Origin of the sequence: Pedobacter sp. R20-19 (assembly GCF_000708265.2) — a bacterium.
Classification (GTDB): Bacteria; Bacteroidota; Bacteroidia; order Sphingobacteriales; family Sphingobacteriaceae; genus Pedobacter.
This window is the reverse complement of record NZ_JCKI01000003.1, coordinates 495,049-513,529: the sequence shown is the minus strand read 5'-3', so window position 1 is coordinate 513,529 and position 18,481 is coordinate 495,049. Positions and strand designations below refer to the sequence as shown.

Below are 18,481 nucleotides of genomic sequence, written 5' to 3'. Positions count from 1 at the left end.
ATATTTGATAGTTTTGTTTTTGTGAATTGACGTTTAATCTGGTTATCAAATTGAAATGCTTGAAAAAAATGAATAACAAGACGTAAAGAATTATTTATTTATCATTATTTTTTATTTTTTTTATGGCAACAGGAAAAGTTAAGTGGTTTAATACTCAAAAAGGTTTTGGATTTATTATTCAAGAAGATAATAAAGATTTATTCGTTCATTTTAAAGACGTATTGGGTGGAATAGATGCCATACAGGAAGGTGATACAGTTGAATATGATGTTGCCGATGGGGCAAAAGGTTTGCAGGCCGTAAACGTTAAGAAAATTTAATACTTTATTATAATATCATAAGAAAAGTCTTTCCACTGGGAAGACTTTTTTTGTTAATAATGCTGAATAATACGTGCATTCAGGATTATATTTTCATTTCCAGCCGTTTTCGTGAAAATTAAAAACTGATCTTGAGCAGACTTAATTTTATACTTTTTTGATAAGTCTTCTGGCTTTGCCGGATAATTTCTAACAATGATATTCCCAGTCAGATCGACTGCCTTTTTTAAATCTGTTGTGGTTAATTGTTGCTCAATCTCAAAAATTCTTCCCGGAAAATTATTGTTAATGACATTGCTGGCGTAAAGTTGTGTTTGCGGATGTAGTTTAACCAGATTATATCGTTCGCCAATTAAATTAAAGGCGCCTGATTTGAGTAATGCTGTATCTGGTTCATATAAGTAACTAAATGATGAAAGGTTCTCCGCATATTTTAAATTGACAGAACTTTCTGACCTTTTGAATGAAAATACTTTCTCTGTTTCATTAAGTGAAGCGGCAATAATTTGAGGTTCACCAGTAAAATCAAGATCAATAACCCACAATAGTTCCTTGCATTCATTCTTTACGCTAACGATATGAATTTCACTAACACACCTTAATTCATTCAAACCTGCTGTAATATCCAGCAAAGGAGCGGTTTTAATCACGATCCTCTGTGATTTTTCTAATAATAAATCCAGATTGCGACTTACGTCAGGTGTGCAATCTTTTAGCATAAATACCTTACCAATGCTGGCCCTGCGTGCAGGATCTACATAAATGGTATCATATCGCTGATGTGTTGTTTTAATAAATGCCAATCCGTCCACGGCCTTGAATTCAATATTGTTCGATTTCAGAATATCCGCATTATGGGCGGCAATGGCCGATAATTCTGAATTAATTTCACAATGTGTAACCGTGTTTATTTTTTTAGCAAAATAATTTGCATCGATTCCAAATCCTCCGGTTAAGTCAATTAACGAATGTCCGATTGCTAATTTTGATTTATAGCTGGCTGTAATTTCTGATGAGGTTTGCTCAATTGATAGTGCTGCAGGATAATAAATACGAGGAGTATTAAACCAAGCAGGTAATTTCTTCTCCGATTTTTTTTTACTCAGGATTTGTCCGGCCAATTCTGATGAACTTATGCCTTCAAATTTGCTTTTAGCCAAGGCAATCTGATTTACATCTGCCTTTAGGTTTGCGTTAATGTATTCTTGTACAGCCTTGGTTAAAAGTTTAAGGTTCATTCGGTAAATTTATAGCGTTGAGATTTCTATCAAGGCTTATTCTTCATCACCATTTGACAGGTATGGCGACTTTTTACTTCCAATAAAATATCTTTATTTATGGTAACCCGATCAATGGTGTTTTGGTTATAGTAACGGATGGTAACCAATTCCAGACCTTTATTATATTTAATTGTAAACTCTGCTGAAAGATCTTCAATCAGGCGCTCAATCCTTTCAGGGTGATCATCAATACTTACCGAAAAACTGATGGCAGAATTTAACATGGTATTGATTTTGATCTTATGTTTATGAAACAGCTCAAAAATATTACTTAGATTTTCTTCAATAATAAACGAATAATCCTTCGGAAAGATGGAGATTAGTGCCTGATTAACCTTAAATATAAAAGATGGAATTGGTAAGGGGTTATTTTCTTTTGTAATGGCTGTTCCGTTACCTTCCGGCTGAATAAAAGATCTTACAAATAATGGAATGCCCTTGTTTTGTAAGGGTTTTATCGTTTTTGGATGAATAACTGTTGCGCCATAGTAAGTAAGTTCAATGGCATCATGATAGGAAAGTTGAGGAATTAACTCCGTTTCGTCAAACCATTTTGGATCGGCATTTAAAACTCCAGGTACGTCTTTCCAAATGGTTAATGCATCAGCATTTAAGCAAGAGGCAAATATGGCAGCAGAATAATCAGAGCCTTCTCTACCTAATGTTGTCGTATAGTTTTCACTGGTTCCGCCGATAAAGCCTTGAGTAACAATGATATTTTTCTCGAGTAAAGGAACTAAATCTTTCTGAATAATCAAGTTAGTCTTTGTCCAGTCAACTTTTCCTTCACGGTAAGTGTTGTCGGTCTGTATAAAGTTTCTGGCATCTGTCCATAAGGTTTTATTGCCACTCTCATTTAACCATGCAGCTACAATTTTAGTGGAAACTACTTCACCAATAGATACAATCTGATCGTAGATATAATCTGGATCGTTATCAGGATCATCCTCAAGTAACCATTCAATTTCTACAAAAGTATTGGCCACATCATCATAAACGGAATGTGATTTGCCATCAAAAAGTTCCGCTATAATTTGGAAATGGAAGTGCTTTATTTCGTCTAAAAGTGCATGGGTATTCTCATTACCTTCTAAATAAGCCTTTGTCAATTCTTCAAGCTTATTGGTTATTTTGCCCATTGCAGAAACCACAATCAGCAATTTGCCGTTCTGGTAATCACGTACTATAGTGGAAAGATTTTTTACACCAGCCGCATCTTTTACCGAGGCACCTCCAAATTTATATATATCCATATTAAAATGCCTTAACCTGTTCTGTAGATAGTGCTGCATTTAACCATCCGCTTTCCAAGTGTGCTTTATATTTATTGTAGAAATTAATTGCGGGTTCGTTCCAGTCTAATACCTGCCATACCATGCCATTATAATTTCCAGTTTTTGCTTCTTCAATTACCTTTTCGAAAAGTAATTTGCCAACGCCCTTTCCCCTGAAATCTTCTGTAACAATAAAGTCTTCCAGGTATAATCTACAGCCCTTCCAGGTAGAATAGCGGGTATAATATAAGGCAAAGCCAATAATGGTGTGATCTGCTACTGCAACAAAAGCCTTCCACACTGCATTTGCGCCAAAACCAGCCTCAATAAAATGATCAAGATTTACAGTAACTTCTTCTGGCGCACGTTCATAAACAGCTAATTCAGTGATCAATTCGAGCATCCTTGGACAATCGGCAGCTTCTGCATGTCTTATGTTTAAATTCATAACGGATTTTCTGATGTGTTTTTGAAATGTTTGATGGTTCGTTTTCCGAAAATACTGCTTCCAATCCTAACCATTGTACTGCCTTCTTCTATCGCTATTTTATAATCAGCACTCATTCCGGTTGAAATTTCTTTAAAAGAATCTTCATCCTTAAAGAAACTTGCTTTCAGTCCATCAAAAAATACTTTAAGTTCATTAAACTCAATGGTAATTTGTTTTTCGTTTTTTGTATTTGTTGCAATGCCCATTAAACCAGTAATCCTTACATTTTTCATTTCGCTATATTCAGTGGAGCGAAGTAATTCAATGGCTTCATCATGAGCAAGGCCAAATTTAGTTTCCTCATCAGCAATATAAATTTGCAACAAACAATCAATAACCCGCTTGTTTTTAAGTGCCTGTTTGTTAATCTCCTGTAGTAACTTTAAGCTATCAACGCCATGAATGAGGCTTACAAAAGGTGCAATGTATTTAACTTTGTTGCTTTGTAAATGGCCAATTAAATGCCATTCAATATCTAAAGGAAGTTGTGCTTGTTTATCAACCAATTCCTGCACCATGTTTTCGCCAAAAATTCGTTGTCCTGCATGGTAGGCTTCTAAAATGGTATCGGCTGTTTGGGTTTTAGAAACGGCGATCAGTTTTACACCGTCGGCCTCTACTTCGCTTTTATATTGTTTAAGATTATCAGCTATGCTCATTTATAACTATTTTTGGGTAAAATTAACAACCTTGCCGCAATTTGGGCAAAAAATAATATTTTAATTGAGCATGAGAAAAATAATGTGGGTTTTAATTGCTATCCTGTGGTTTGGCTGCAAGTCTAAAACGCCAGATGGCATCATTGATGAAGAGCGGATGGAAGCTATTTTATTTGATGTGCACATTGCAGATGGTTACATTTCTACAATATATGTTCAGGATTCTGCCAGAAAGGTAGCGGCTGCATATTATAATGGGATTTACAAAAAATTTGATACCGATTCTGCCGAGTACAACAGAAGTTTAAATTACTATTATCAAAATCCTGAAAAATTACAGGAGATTTATAAAGTCATTTCTACCCGTTTAGACAATCAAAAAGCTAAACTGAAACAGGCCGATTCCTTATTATTAAGAAGGAGATTTAAGGCAGATTCAATTAAAATTATTAAAATATTTAAAGCGGATTCTTTAGCCATTAGAAAGAAGATGAAAACAGATTCATCATCGAAAGTTAAAGCAGATGCACAAATCAAAAAAAAGAAAGCACAGGCTGATTCGCTTTTAAACACTAAAAAAAGTGGTGATTTAAAGCCTTTATCAGCTGCAGTACAATAATATGTTATATCCCGAAAATTGTTTAGAACGTTTAGGTTTTTTAGAGATAAGGCAACTCATTAGCAAACATTGTTTAAGTCCGATGGGGCAGGCAATGGTGCTAAAGATGCAGGTGATGAACCGTTTTGATCAAATCGATAAATTTTTACGTCAAACCCACGAATTTAAAAGCATCCTGCAAAATCAGGAGCCACTACAAATAAATACTTTTTTTGATATTAAATCTCTGGTTGATAAAATCAGGGTAGAGGGTACTTATCTCATGGAAGATGAGTGGTTCCAGGTTTATACTTCTCTGCAAACTGTTTTTTCTGTTTTGAGGTTTTTTGAAGAGCGTGCAGAAGTATATCCAACATTGGAAGCACTCTTTGAACATTTGCCTATCGAGAAAAATATCCTAAGAAAAATTGAAACCGTAATTGATGCAAAAGGAAAGATCAAACCAAATGCATCAAAAGAATTGCAGGAAATTACTTCTGCCATTTCACGTGCTGAGCAAGATGTACGTAAGCGGATGGATAGTATCTATAAACAAGCTATTGCGAATAACTGGGTAGCGGATGGAAGTTTAACCATCCGTGATGGTAGGATGTGTATTCCGGTTTTAGCCGAAAATAAGCGTAAACTTAAAGGATTTGTACATGATGAATCTGCCACTGGTCAAACCGTTTACATTGAGCCGGAGGAAGTTTTTACTTTAAATAATAAGCTGCGTGATTTAGAATTTGATAAACGCCGTGAGATTATTAAGATTTTAGTAGCGCTTACAGATGATTTGAGGCCATATTCTCCACTATTGCTTTCGTATCATGGTTTCCTTACGAAATTAGATTTTGTGCGGGCGAAGGCATTATTTGCCTTAGATATTGAAGCCGAGATGCCTGGTTTATTGAAAGAGCCTAAAACAAAGTTGATTAATGCCAGACATCCGCTTTTATCAATTTCTTTCGCGGCAGAAAATAAAACGGTTACGCCTTTAAATATTCACATTGATGCAGAAACTCGGGTTGTCTTAGTTTCCGGACCAAATGCGGGGGGTAAATCGGTCTGTATGAAAACTGTTGGGCTATTGCAGATTATGTTGCAGACAGGCCTGCTTATTCCGGTAGATGCCAATAGTGAGGTTGGGGTTTTTGAAAATATCTTCGCCGATATTGGAGATGATCAATCTATAGAAAGTGATTTGAGTACTTATAGTGCACATTTGAAAAAGATGCGGTATTTTGTGGAACATGCTTCCCCAAAAACGATGGTACTCATTGATGAATTTGGTACGGGTACCGATCCACAATTTGGAGGCCCCATGGCGGAGGCTGTTCTGGAAGTGCTGAATAATAAGAAGGTACGTGGCGTAATCACCACCCATTATTCAAATTTAAAGTTATTTGCAGGTAACACACCAGGTTTAGAAAACGCTTCGATGCTTTTTGATAATGCTAAAATGAAACCACTTTACATTTTAGAAATGGGTAAACCCGGTAGTTCTTATGCTTTTGAAATTGCTCAAAATATTGGCTTGCCGAAAGAGGTGATTCAATTGGCCAGAGAGAAAACCGGATCAAATCAAAATCGGGTAGATACCATGCTGGTTGATTTAGAACGTGAAAAAAAGAATGTTTATGATGCTAAGGTAAGTTTAGCGAATCAACAAAATAAAGCTAAAAATCTGATCGCAGAGAATGAAAAATTAAGATCATTTCTGGATGAAAACAGAAGGGTTTTAATTAAGGAAGCGAAGCAGGAAGCGCAGAGCATTATTAAAAACGCTAATAAACTGGTTGAAAACACCATTGCTGAAATTAAAGAAAAACAGGCAGATAAAGAGGCTACCAAAGAACTTCGGCAGAATTTACAGCAGGAGCTTATTAAAAACACAGTACCAAAAGAGCGACCAAAACCAGCACCTGTTGTGGTAGGTGGTGAAATAGCTATTGGTGATTGGGTTAAGTTTACAGATAGCGAAACAACCGGAATTGTATTGGAAATAAACAGGAATGAATTGATTTTGGCTATCGGTGACTTAAGATCTACAGTTAAAAAAAGCCGGGTACAGCGAATTAGTAATAAAGAAGCTAAAAAAGTGGTACAAAATAGTGGCGGTTCTTTTGCCGGCCGAATGAATGATGCTGTTTCTGGATTTCGTGCAGAATTGGATCTCCGGGGCAAACGAACTGAAGATGCGCTATTTGAGGTGGAAAAATATTTAGATAAGGCCATTATGCTCGGCTTTCCCTCAATCAAATTAATTCATGGCAAAGGGGATGGGATTTTGAGAAAAATGATTCGTGAGTATCTCCGGAAGTATAGTCAGGTGAATAGGATGGAAGATGAACATGCAGATCGTGGTGGAGATGGAATTACCTACGTTTATTTGAATTAAGAGCAGGGAGTTGTGAAGGCGGAAAGTTGTAAAAGAAAATGGGAGTGGGAAATAGATATGATGATAATCTATATGATATAAACGGAATGTTTTCTGTTTCCCACTTTGGAGAACCTTAAAAATATAACCAATGGCTTAAAAGATGATTGAAAAGCATTGATTGAGAATTTTCAATCAATGTGAATAGAGGAGTAAGCAAAGAGCTTACTTCTTTTTGTCGCCAGGACATTTTTTGCAGCGCTTTCCTTTTTTATATTTTTCGCAGCATTTTTTGTGTTCAGCCGTGCAGCTGAAAAGAAAGCCCATGCCTTTTTGAAATTCAGGATCAGTTGGGATAATAAATGTTTTGTCTTCGTCTCTCTCGTAAATCATTGCGTCACAAAGGTAAGTGTTGTTTAGATCAATTCCAATTTAATGACATTCTAAAAAGATTTAAACGAAGAGATGTATGAAATTAATCAACGCAATTACTAATTTAGCACACTAACCAAAAATTCATAATATGATAAACAAAGTGGTATCAGGCGCTGAAGAAGCGATTAAAGATATTTCAGATGGTGCTACCTTAATGCTTGGTGGCTTTGGTCTTTGTGGTATTCCAGAAAATTGCATTCACGCTTTGGTTAAAAAAAAAGTAAAAAATTTAACCTGTATCTCAAATAATGCTGGTGTTGATGATTTTGGCATTGGCCTGATGTTGAAGGAGCGCCAGGTAAAAAAGATGATTTCATCCTATGTAGGAGAAAATGCAGAGTTTGAGCGCCAGTTGTTAAGTGGTGAATTGGAAGTTGATTTGATTCCGCAGGGAACACTCGCAACACGTTGCCTGGCTGCCGGATACGGAATGCCTGCTATTTTTACCCCCGCTGGTGTAGGTACTGAAGTTGCGGAGGGTAAAGAAATCAGAAATTTTGATGGAAAAGACTATTTACTTGAATATGCATTTGATGCAGACTTTGCGATTGTAAAAGCCTGGAAAGGAGATGCAGCAGGAAATTTAATTTTTAGATCGACAAGCAGAAATTTTAATCCGGTAATGGCCATGGCGGGTAAAGTGACAATAGCAGAAGTGGAAGAATTGGTAGAAATAGGAGAATTGGATCCAGATTATATCCATACACCTGGAATTTATGTTCACCGTATCTTTCAAGGTGATCATTATGAAAAAAGAATAGAACAGCGCACTGTTCGTGTGAAGTTATAAGTTAATTCATATTGATGAAACTCATTTTTTCTTTCATTATATAATTCAATCAATCTCTCATTAAGTTATTTAAGTTATGTCATTATCAAAAGAAGAAATAGCGAAACGCATCGCAAAAGAAATAAAAGACGGTTATTATGTGAATCTTGGGATAGGTATACCAACCCTGGTTGCTAATTATATTCCAGAAAATATAAACATTGTACTGCAATCTGAAAATGGATTACTGGGCATGGGGCCTTTCCCTTTTGATGGAGAGGAAGATGCTGATTTAATTAATGCCGGAAAGCAAACCATTACAACTTTGCCAGGCTCATCCATATTTGATTCGGCCATGAGCTTTGGAATGATCAGGGCTCAAAAGGTAGACCTCACTATTTTAGGTGCAATGGAAGTTTCAGAGAATGGTGATATTGCCAATTGGAAAATTCCTGGTAAAATGGTTAAGGGGATGGGAGGCGCAATGGATTTAGTGGCTTCTGCTAAAAATATTATTGTAGCTATGCAACACGTTAATAAGGCTGGTGAAAGTAAATTATTATCAAAATGTACGCTACCATTAACAGGTGTAAAGTGTATCAAAAAAATTGTAACTGAATTGGCTGTTTTAAACGTTTTACCAGAAGGTGGTTTTCAACTTGTTGAACGAGCTCCGGGCGTAAGTATCGAATTTATACAGCAATCTACTGCAGGAAGGTTAATTGTTGAAGGCGTAATTCCGGAAATGAGTTTTAACTAATTTCATTTCTTCCCAGAGGCTCTATTCTAAAATCTAAATGTCATCCTGAGGTACGAAAGATCCCTGGGTTTTTATCTACTGACTTCATTTTCGCACAGAACCCATTCGTTGGTTATTGGTTCACCAACCACTTAATCCTTGCCTCGGCTACCGATGAAAGATCGGTACAGGTCGGCCGCCGAAGGGCTTCTTCTTTGTTCTTGATAACAAAGAAGCAAAAAATCAAGGCTTGGATCTGATGTCGGATTAGCTCGTCGAAATTTAAATGGCGGTAGCACAATGGCTCGATTTTTCTTAAATAAAAATTTTTTGAAGAGCCGTTTGCGCTACCTTGGATTTGAGGTCTTTGAAACGGAAGTGCAAAAATTTCAACGGCTTCTCCTTCCATCACCTCCCAGGCCGGATAACAGGGTGCAGATAGCAAAGTGCTAACAGAATGTGTAAAGTAATCTTCCCACTTTGCTATCATCCTAAATCTGTCGAAGGACTTATAAAAATGTTTATAAAGTGTTTCGACGAGCTCAACATAACAATTCTTAATATGAATTAAGCATTATTTTATTATGCAGCCTTCTAGTATATGTTTACCAAAATATTATTTCGAAGGTCATTTGAAATGTCTTCCGTAATTGCAATCAGTTCATCTGGTTCATTGGTATTATTCATCACTACTTTATTGCAACTTTCTCTGTAGGGTAGAAGATATTCCTTATAGGCAGGTACCACATGATTATGCCATTTGTAAATTACATCATCTTCAGGATAACCGCGTTCTAAGCCATCACGTTTTACACGCCTATCCAAGGCTACCTGTTCATCTGCATCTACAAAAATGGTATGGTCTAATAAGTCAGAAATTTCTTTAAAATGTAGAATAAAAAGCCCTTCAACAATAATAATAGGTGCTGATTTAATCTCCAGTATTTTAACAACAGCTAACGGGTTATTAAAACTATATTCCTTTTTATAAACTACTTCACCATCTAGCAATTGTTTAATGTCTTTCAAGAATTGCTGACTATCTATTGTAGATGGAAGATCAAAATTATAGAGTTTATTTTCTTCCTGACTCATGTCTCCTGCAGGAATGTAATAATCATCCTGAGAAACCAGTGTTACTTCATCCTGTTTAAAATGATGAAGGAAACAGTTTAGAAAAAAAGTTTTGCCAGATCCGCTACCACCAGCTATACCAATTACAAAAGGTTTTTTGTTTAAACTCATTGAGCACTATAGGTTAAATTGCATAAAAAACGCTTGTCTAAAGCGCCTAACGAATCTGCAACAGCTTTAGTCATTACAATAATAACATCTTTTGTTGATTCGTTCTCTGTAAATTTACCAACAACCTTGGCAAAGGTGGTGCGGTTCGTCATTGGATTGGTGAGTTTAATCACGCGGCCAACTGGTGCGGTACGGTGAAGTACCAACATTTTTGAACTATCTAAATCTGCATCAGCAATCCATATTGCAGTACCTTTTTCCTCAATCTGGCTTAAGCCATAAACACTGGGATCACGGCGAAGTTTTGGATCTTTTACCATGGTACTATCTGGCTCATTAACCTGCTCTTCTTTAGAGAGATCATTCACAGATCTTGCTTGTGGTGGCCTTGGGATAATTAATTTTTGATCAGTCTTAATGGTATTATCATCCATTTTATTGGCTGTCCTGATCTGATAGGCCGTTACATTATATTTTTTTGCAATGGTAAAGATATTTTCTCCATCAGCAACAGTATGAATAAAGCTTTCTTCTTTTGAAGCAGCAGGCGCTGGTTTTGTTGTTGTTTGTTCTGCCTGCTTTTCTTTAGGTACCTGTACATCGGTAATGATGCCACCAGGTACTTTTAACAACTGACCAATTGTAATGGCATTATCTGGCAGGTTATTTAATTTTCTAAGCTGATAAGCGGTGATGCCATATTGTTTAGCAACAGTAAAAATGGTTTCGTTTCTTAAAACCGTGTGAGTACCTACGGCATCTACAGGTTTTACGGCATCTGTTACCGGTGTGTTTTGTTCAGAAACGCTAACTACTTTATTTTCATCAACATTTTTGGTTGCCGGAATTTTTAATTTCTGACCAATACGAAGGTTGTTACCAGATAGGTTATTGGCCTTTTTAACATCTTCTACCGTTGTGCCATATTTCTCTGCAATTTTTCCTAAAAACTCTTTCGGTGCCACAGTATGTTCAACCATGGTTTGATCGGTAGTGGTACTGGTAGGCGTTGGCTGTACTGTAGGTGTTGGATCAGCCTTTGCTGTCTGTGCCGGAGTTTCCTGATTATTTGATACGGTACCATTCTTCGCCGGAATTTTAAGCAGCTGACCAATGCTTAAATTATTTCCTTTAAGGTTATTCAGCTTTTTAATTTCATTTACGGTTGTACCATACTTTTCAGCAAGCATGTTCAGGTTGTCTTTTGCCTTAACTGTATGTTCAATGATGCCTCCGTCAGTTGAAGATGAAGTAGCAGGTGTTGAAGTATTATTTGAACCCCATGGAATATTGGTTGGAACTTTAATGATTACACCTACCTGCAAAAATTTATTCTCATTAAAAGCCATAATATCCTTTGGTGATACATTGTATCTTCTTCCAACTGAATAATAAGTGTCTTTGGCTACGATTTGATGAACGATCAGTTTTTTGCCATTGTTATTTTCCACGCCGATGGAATCTCTCGCTGTGTTGGCTTTCGCATTTGCAATATTTAAGGCAAACAAAACAACAGCAGATAAATATATTTTATGCATTTATTTTATATAAATTTCTAAGTCAAAGAAAGCAATTATACGAATAATATTATTAACCATATCCACATCAGCCAGCCAGTATTTTGTAAAAATAAGATATCTTAAGCTTTATTTTAAAGGTATGTAATTCATTCACAATCACTTGTAAAAGCGTTAATTCCTGTCTTATCGAATTATAAACGAACATATAAATAAGGTATTGTATTCAATGTACTTTTAAGGGTAAAACTTTTAAAGATTTCATTTGTTACGAACTCATTAAATACATTAAAAACAATTCATATGGACGCTAAAGAAATAAGCTTAAACGAAAAAGAGGTTAAACCTGTAGTTGATCTTTTAAATGATTATTTGGCTAATTATCATATACATTATCAAAAATTAAGAGGTTGCCATTGGAATATTAAAGGACAAAACTTTTTTACGCTACACGTTAAATTTGAAGAGTTATACACTAATGCACAATTAACCATTGATGAAATTGCTGAGCGTGTACTTACTCTTGGAAAACCACCACATAGCCGTTTTGCAGACTACATTCAGGAGTCTGATATTAAAGAGATTGATACCATTGGCATGAAGGATCTTGATATGGTTGATGCTATTTTAGATGATATGGCAAAACTAATTGAGCTGGAAAGAGAAATTTTAGATGCTACGGATGAGGCTGGAGACGACGGATCAAATGATATGGTTAACCGTTTTATGCAGTTCAAAGAAAAAAATACCTGGATGTTACGTTCTTTTGCCGGAAAGAAATAATCGGTTTTAACCAGATCAGAGCCTTAGCTAAATAGATTTAATTAAATATCTGTTTATCTGAGGCTTTTTTGTTTTATCAAAATACTAAATATCTATCTTTGAACATGGCATACAAAAGTTTAGCAGAATGTGTATCAGACCTTGAAAAAAATGGTCATCTCATCAGAATAAAAGAAGAAGTAGATCCATATTTAGAAATGGCTGCCATCCATTTAAGAATCTACGAAAATCAAGGTCCGGCTATATTATTTGAAAAAGTTAAAGGAAGTCCTTTTCCTGCAGTGTCAAATTTATTTGGTACCCTTGAACGCTCTAAATTCATTTTTAGGGATACTTTACCTAAGGTACAGCAATTGGTTTCCTTGCGGAATGATCCAATGAAGGCACTGAAAAATCCATTTAAATATGCCGGTTCGGCAATGTCAGCTTTATCGGCCTTGCCTATGAAAACACCATCTGCTAAAAGTAAATTCCTTAAAACCAGTATCAGTGCACTGCCTCAAATCGTAAACTGGCCAATGGATGGGGGACCTTTTGTAACCATGCCTCAGGTTTATACAGAAGACGTAGAGAAACCGGGAATCCTGAATGCAAACCTCGGCATGTATCGGATTCAATTGGCTGGCAATGAATACATAAAGGATAAGGAAATTGGTTTGCATTACCAGATTCACAGGGGAATTGGTGTTCACCAATCAAAGGCGAATAAACTTGGCCAGCCACTAAAGGTAAGCATTTTTGTAGGTGGCCCGCCTTCCCATCCACTGGCAGCTGTAATGCCATTGCCGGAAGGGTTATCAGAAATGACTTTTGCCGGGGCTTTAGGCGATCGCAGATTCCGCTATTTTTATGATGATGAGGGTTTCTGTATTTCTGCAGATGCAGATTTTATCATCACCGGAACGGTTTACCCCAATGAAAATAAACCGGAAGGTCCGTTTGGTGATCACTTAGGTTATTATAGTTTAACCCATCCTTTTCCTTTAATGAAGGTACACAATGTATACCATAAAAAAGATGCGATCTGGTCGTTTACCGTTGTTGGGCGTCCGCCACAAGAAGATACCAGTTTTGGCGCCTTAATTCATGAAATTACCGGTTCAGCGATTCCTCAGGAAATTCATGGATTAAAAGAGGTACACGCAGTTGATGCAGCGGGAGTTCATCCTTTGCTTTTCGCTATTGGTAGTGAAAGGTATACGCCTTATTTAAAGGAAAGAAGGCCACAGGAAATTTTAACGATTGCCAACCATATCCTAGGTAAAAACCAACTCAGCCTGGCTAAATATGTTTTTATCGCAGCGAGAGAAGATAATGAAAAATTAAGTACCCATCATATCGAGGAATTTTTAACTCATGTTTTAGAAAGAATTGATTTAACCAGAGACCTTCATTTCTACACCAATACTACCATTGATACGTTAGATTACAGTGGTGAGGGATTGAATAGCGGTTCAAAAGTGGTAATTGCAGCTGCGGGCGAACAAAAACGGAACCTATGGAATAAAATTCCTGAAAATTTAATACTGGGTGATGGTTGCTACAAAGCAGAAATTGCCATACCCGGAATCATGGTGCTTGAATGTGATAAATATATCAGTGAAGAAAAAACAGCGGCAGAAATTGCTGCCTTAAATATTTCTTTGATGGATCAAAATTTAAAGGGCTTACCACTGATTATTATTGCAGATGACGCCGAATTTACAGCCAGGAATATTGATAATTTGGTTTGGGTAACTTTTACCAGAAGTAACCCGGCCGCTGATATTTATGGAGTAAATGATTTTACTATTAATAAGCATTGGGGATGCAAAGGTTCATTAATTATTGATGCGAGAAAGAAACCACATCATGCACCAGAATTAATTAAAGATAGTAAGGTTGAGCAAAAAATAGATGAATTAATGAAACAAAACCAAATATTAACAGGTAAAATTTAACTGAATAATTAAATAAAATTTCGAATTTTAAGCATATTGCATGTTATGCTTTCAAAATTCACCACTATTTGTTGCTTTCTTCTTTTAAGTGGACTTGCACAGGCGCAGTATCATGGTATTGATAGCGTAGCGCTAAACCTTAAACAATATGGCTTGAATAAAGCTCAATCTAACCTGTTTATCCATTTTGATAAAAACATTTATACCAATAATGATCAGGTTTGGTTTACAGGCTATTTGCTTAATACTCCCATCGATACTGATCGTTATCATACCTTATACTTATCATTAGTAAATGATGCCGATACTTTTGTTGTGATACAGGAAAAGTTCTTCATTAAGCAGGGAATTTGTTTTGGAAGTTTAGTACTTCCGGATTCTTTACCAAGCGGTCAATATCGTTTTATTGCCCATACCAATATGAAAATTAATGATCAGTTTGATGGAGTGTTTACACAACCGATTACGATCAAATCAACTATCTTAAATCCATTAATTGCCAACGTTTCTATTTTTAAAACTTTTGATGAGCAAACTAAAAATGGAACAGCATTGCTGCAGGTTCTATCTGGAAATAATCGCTTTGTAGAAAATGCTGAGATCAATTATCAGATTGGACATTCTGGCCACATCATTAAGACTGGTAAAGCAAAAAGTAGTGTAATTGGCGAGTTGATGATAGACTATCCGGCCAACGAAATTACAAAGGAAAATAATTTACTTAAAGTTTCTATCAAAAAGGGTAATCAGATAAGGGATATAAATTTTAGCTTGCCAATTAAGCGTGATAAGCGATATCAGCTCAATTTTTATCCGGAAGGCGGACATTTAATAGACGGCCTGAAAATCAAAGTGGGTTTCGAACTCAAATCAGAGAATGGAAGCGCAGTTCAGGGAAAGGTTGTTTTATACGAAGATAAAAAGATTCTGGATACCATTTATACGAATTCAGTTGGTATTGGCGATTTCGTTTTTCAGCCAAATCACAAGAAAAGCTACTATGCACAAATTATTGGAAAAGGGGATAGCACTCATCAATATGAGATACCTGCTATTCTAAATCATGGTCTGGTACTTAGGCTTGGTTCAGCTATTGTAAATCATGAATTAAAAGCACAGATTGAAAGTAACAGTGAGGAGAAAGTTTATGTTATTGTTCATGATTTTTCAAACATTTTGTTACAATCTGATTTTAAGCTGCAGGCAAATAGGCCTCAAAATATAAAATTCAAACTGGATTCCCTTCCAACAGGCTTGTATACGCTTACCGTGTTGAATGAGGAATATAAACCTCTTTCAGAACGGATTTTTTTCGCCCGTTACAATAATTTAAATAAGATTTCAATTACTACCGATCGGGAAAATTATACTACCAGAGATCAGGTTGTGCTAAACTTAAGTGCAATTGGAAATCAGGATGAACGCCAACCAGCGCTGGTTTCTGTGAGCTGCGTTCAGGCAAATCGGTTGTCGGCTGATCATCATCAGAATATAACCGATGCTTATTTCCTTCAACAGCTATTTGCTGATTCACTACCTCATGAATTTAGTCTAAAGTATAATGAACTCAATAACATGTTACTGGTAAAAGGCTGGAGAAGATATCAATGGCCAACAGAAAGTCTTCCAAATATAAAACCGAAACTTACCTCATTAGAATACACTGGTGAGGTATTAAAAAACAAAAAGCAACTGAAGACACCGATAGCGTTAAATATTTTTGCAGGTTCAAATATTAATGTGGTTAATACTGATGATACAGAGAAATTTATGCTGGCAGCTGAAGATTTACTTTCAGAAGATAGGGGCAGGGTTTGGCTGAGCATTGGTGACAAGAGTTATACTAACTATGAGGTTTCTTTACATGATCCCTTAAAAGAGATTAAAAAGGAAGTGATGAGTTTGAAAATAAGTATGCCCATCAATAAAACAGTGGAGGTAAATGATTTAGACCAGTCTATAAATATTACAAACGGGATAAAGTTAAATGATGTAGTGATCAGGCACAAAAAAGATGATCTTATCAAATTCGCTGAAAGTGGACCTAACCGATGTGGCGATTATGTATGTCGGTATAACGTTCTCAATTGCTTAAATCATACTGGATTTCCAGACAATAGGGCACCGGTTAAGGGAAAAAGTTATACCCAATCTGTTGGAGGAGTTATTGTTTATAGTGGTTGCATGATCCATGAAGATAAACCAAATTTACGGATTCTTAAAGGCATCAGTCTGGCCAGAGATTTTTACCTTTCTGATATTTCAAATAAGAGCGAACCGATCAGTTTGGCAACAGTGTATTGGAATTATCAGGTAGCGCTCAGTAAGTCAGAAAGCACTAAGCTTGTTTTTAATACTGGAGATCTTACAGGGAAATTTAAGATCATTGTTCAGGGCATTACTTTAGGAGGGGTAGCCTATGGAGAAAAGGAGATCAATGTAGCTGTAAAATAAAAAATGCGCTTTTGATTCTTAAACCAAGGCGCATTTTTATTAGAAATCTATTAAATTAGAACCTTACTCCAAAGGTTAAAAACACATTATTTCTTTTGCTTTTTACATCTGCAACGGGCTCTGTAAAGTCATAAAGTTCATAAGGTGATGAATTGAAGTTAGTTTTATAATTCTGATAAGCAACATCAAAATAATAATTATCAATCCTATAACCAATACCTCCTGTGTAATATTGAGCTTGATAAAATGACTTATCGCCACCTTTAATACCATTGCCGTTTAATCCATAACCAGCTCTTAAACTAATTTCCGGACTCACTTTAACCTCGGCACCCACTCTGTAATTAACCGCTTCTTTATAGAAATTTTTAACATCCTGGTTATTTATGCTTATAGTACCTGGATCAGATCCGTTATCTGTTGAAAAGCGGATTGTTGAATAGTCAACATAATCCACATCAGCAGAAATCAGGGCCATGCCACCGATTACATAACTTAAACCAGCTGATGCTTTCAGTGGTGTACGCAAGTTATAGGTGAAAGTGTAATATTGTGTAGCATTATTAAAACTATCTGGTCCGTTGTTGCTATTGCCGCCCAAGTTGGCTTGTAATGTTTCAGCAGTGTTGTCCTGAATATTCATCCAGGTAGGGGTTTGGAAATTTAAACCAATTCTCAATTCGCTTACTGGTCTGTAGATCATTCCCAATTTTAAATTAAATCCACCACCTTTTGTTTCCTGATTTCTAATTTGACTTAAATTGTAATTTTCATTTCCAGAGAAACTATTTTGATTTTGAATAAATGGGTTCGTAATTCCAGATTCTGTGAAAACAGCATCACTGATGTACCTTACATTTACAAAACTAGCCGTGGCGCCCAAATATAATTTGTTAGAAAAATTTAACGCACCAGCTATATTAAATTCTGATGTTGAACCAGATCTGCTTTCCATCCATTTTTGATTAAAGCTATTGTTGCCAAATGGAGCTGCAGAATAGCTATTGGTAAAGCCAGGAGCTCCATAATTAATCAAATAGCTATTATAGGCATCACCGGCAATTGTTCCTTCAGTACCAAAATCATTTGCCTGATCTACATAGGCATTTCGGATTGAGTTATTATTGTTAACTCCGTTGTAATCAATATTATTTAAAAAATCATTATTTCTAGAATAACTTACACCAAAAACGGTACTTACTAAGCCTTTATTTACATCTGATCCTTTTGCTTTTGCTGCAGGATTATAAAATACAACGCCAAGGTTGTTCAGGTTGATCTGGCTCTTGCTAGATTTAATATTGTTTCCTAAGAAAGCGCTATTGTTATCTACAGAATTAAATTCTGGTGTAATGCTAAATTCTGATTTCGTAAAAAGACCAAGGCCAGCGGGGTTAGCACTGATAGATCCTATATCGCCACCAACACCAATTTGAGCTCCACCCATACCTTTGAATCGGGCACTGCTACCATAATTTGTTTGCGAAAAGCGAAATGCATCAGGCGCATAACTTTGGGCATATGTTGTTCCTATAGAGGCTACTGTAGCCACTATAATTACTAAAATGTGTTTTTTCATTTATTTTGTGTGTTGCTAG

The 18,481-nt window shown here is 36.1% G+C and carries 16 protein-coding genes; 8 read left to right on the top strand and 8 right to left on the bottom strand.

Annotated elements, in window-relative coordinates; translation table 11 throughout:
- Positions 1-122 precede the first annotated feature (122 nt).
- Positions 123-320 carry a cold-shock protein gene (locus tag AN34_RS09805; RefSeq protein ID WP_029284789.1) on the top strand — a complete coding sequence of 66 codons (198 nt, stop codon included), beginning with the start codon at positions 123-125 and terminating at the stop codon, positions 318-320.
- Positions 321-373: 53 nt separating this feature from the next.
- On the opposite strand, the gene AN34_RS09800 is transcribed toward AN34_RS09805, so the two are convergent.
- Genes AN34_RS09800 through AN34_RS09785 form a run of 4 tightly spaced genes read right to left on the bottom strand, consistent with a single transcriptional unit; the run spans position 374 to position 4,023 of the window.
- Positions 374-1,558 (bottom strand): class I SAM-dependent methyltransferase, encoded by a 1,185-nt coding sequence (locus AN34_RS09800; protein ID WP_029284787.1) that lies wholly within the window; start codon positions 1,556-1,558, stop codon positions 374-376.
- A gap of 29 nt (positions 1,559-1,587) precedes the next feature.
- Positions 1,588-2,853: an aspartate kinase gene (locus AN34_RS09795; RefSeq protein WP_029284785.1), complete on the bottom strand. Its 1,266-nt coding sequence runs from the start codon at positions 2,851-2,853 to the stop codon at positions 1,588-1,590.
- Between the two features lies 1 nt (position 2,854).
- On the bottom strand, positions 2,855-3,322 hold the full coding sequence (locus AN34_RS09790) for a GNAT family N-acetyltransferase (RefSeq protein ID WP_029284783.1): 468 nt from the start codon (positions 3,320-3,322) through the stop codon (positions 2,855-2,857).
- The gene (locus AN34_RS09785) at positions 3,319-4,023 is read right to left on the bottom strand and encodes a YggS family pyridoxal phosphate-dependent enzyme (protein ID WP_029284781.1); all 705 of its coding nucleotides are present in this window, start codon (positions 4,021-4,023) and stop codon (positions 3,319-3,321) included. Before AN34_RS09785 ends, AN34_RS09790 begins: the two co-directional genes overlap by 4 nt.
- A 70-nt stretch (positions 4,024-4,093) precedes the next feature.
- On the opposite strand from AN34_RS09785, the gene AN34_RS09780 reads away from it, so the two are divergent.
- From AN34_RS09780 to AN34_RS09765, 4 genes are all read left to right on the top strand, one after another.
- Positions 4,094-4,642: a DUF4296 domain-containing protein gene (locus AN34_RS09780; RefSeq protein WP_082468362.1), complete on the top strand. Its 549-nt coding sequence runs from the start codon at positions 4,094-4,096 to the stop codon at positions 4,640-4,642.
- Position 4,643: 1 nt separating this feature from the next.
- Positions 4,644-7,022, top strand: coding sequence for an endonuclease MutS2 (locus tag AN34_RS09775; RefSeq protein WP_029284778.1), 2,379 nt, complete (start codon positions 4,644-4,646; stop codon positions 7,020-7,022).
- Between the two features lie 502 nt (positions 7,023-7,524).
- Entirely contained in the window at positions 7,525-8,226 is a 702-nt protein-coding gene (locus tag AN34_RS09770; RefSeq protein WP_029284776.1) for a CoA transferase subunit A, read from the top strand.
- 76 nt (positions 8,227-8,302) lie between these two features.
- A complete protein-coding gene (locus AN34_RS09765; protein WP_029284774.1) occupies positions 8,303-8,965 on the top strand; it encodes a CoA transferase subunit B in 663 nt (220 codons plus the stop codon).
- Between the two features lie 112 nt (positions 8,966-9,077).
- Here AN34_RS09765 and AN34_RS09760 read toward each other — a convergent pair whose 3' ends face one another.
- The 3 genes from AN34_RS09760 to AN34_RS09750 form a co-directional block, all read right to left on the bottom strand.
- Positions 9,078-9,353, bottom strand: a complete 276-nt coding sequence (locus AN34_RS09760; protein ID WP_157263272.1) for a hypothetical protein — start codon at positions 9,351-9,353, stop codon at positions 9,078-9,080.
- 185 nt (positions 9,354-9,538) lie between these two features.
- Positions 9,539-10,189 (bottom strand): uridine kinase, encoded by a 651-nt coding sequence (locus AN34_RS09755; RefSeq protein ID WP_029284770.1) that lies wholly within the window; start codon positions 10,187-10,189, stop codon positions 9,539-9,541.
- Positions 10,186-11,727, bottom strand: coding sequence for a LysM peptidoglycan-binding domain-containing protein (locus tag AN34_RS09750; protein ID WP_036676860.1), 1,542 nt, complete (start codon positions 11,725-11,727; stop codon positions 10,186-10,188). Before AN34_RS09750 ends, AN34_RS09755 begins: the two co-directional genes overlap by 4 nt.
- 282 nt (positions 11,728-12,009) lie before the next feature.
- On the opposite strand from AN34_RS09750, the gene AN34_RS09745 reads away from it, so the two are divergent.
- The 3 genes from AN34_RS09745 (at position 12,010) to AN34_RS09735 (ending at position 16,883) form a co-directional block, all read left to right on the top strand.
- On the top strand, positions 12,010-12,489 hold the full coding sequence (locus tag AN34_RS09745; protein WP_029284766.1) for a Dps family protein: 480 nt from the start codon (positions 12,010-12,012) through the stop codon (positions 12,487-12,489).
- Between the two features lie 104 nt (positions 12,490-12,593).
- On the top strand, positions 12,594-14,429 hold the full coding sequence (locus tag AN34_RS09740) for a UbiD family decarboxylase (protein WP_029284764.1): 1,836 nt from the start codon (positions 12,594-12,596) through the stop codon (positions 14,427-14,429).
- Between the two features lie 45 nt (positions 14,430-14,474).
- Positions 14,475-16,883, top strand: coding sequence for a hypothetical protein (locus tag AN34_RS09735; RefSeq protein WP_029284762.1), 2,409 nt, complete (start codon positions 14,475-14,477; stop codon positions 16,881-16,883).
- A gap of 55 nt (positions 16,884-16,938) precedes the next feature.
- Here AN34_RS09735 and AN34_RS09730 read toward each other — a convergent pair whose 3' ends face one another.
- Entirely contained in the window at positions 16,939-18,462 is a 1,524-nt protein-coding gene (locus AN34_RS09730) for an OmpP1/FadL family transporter (RefSeq protein WP_029284760.1), read from the bottom strand.
- Positions 18,463-18,481 lie beyond the last annotated feature (19 nt).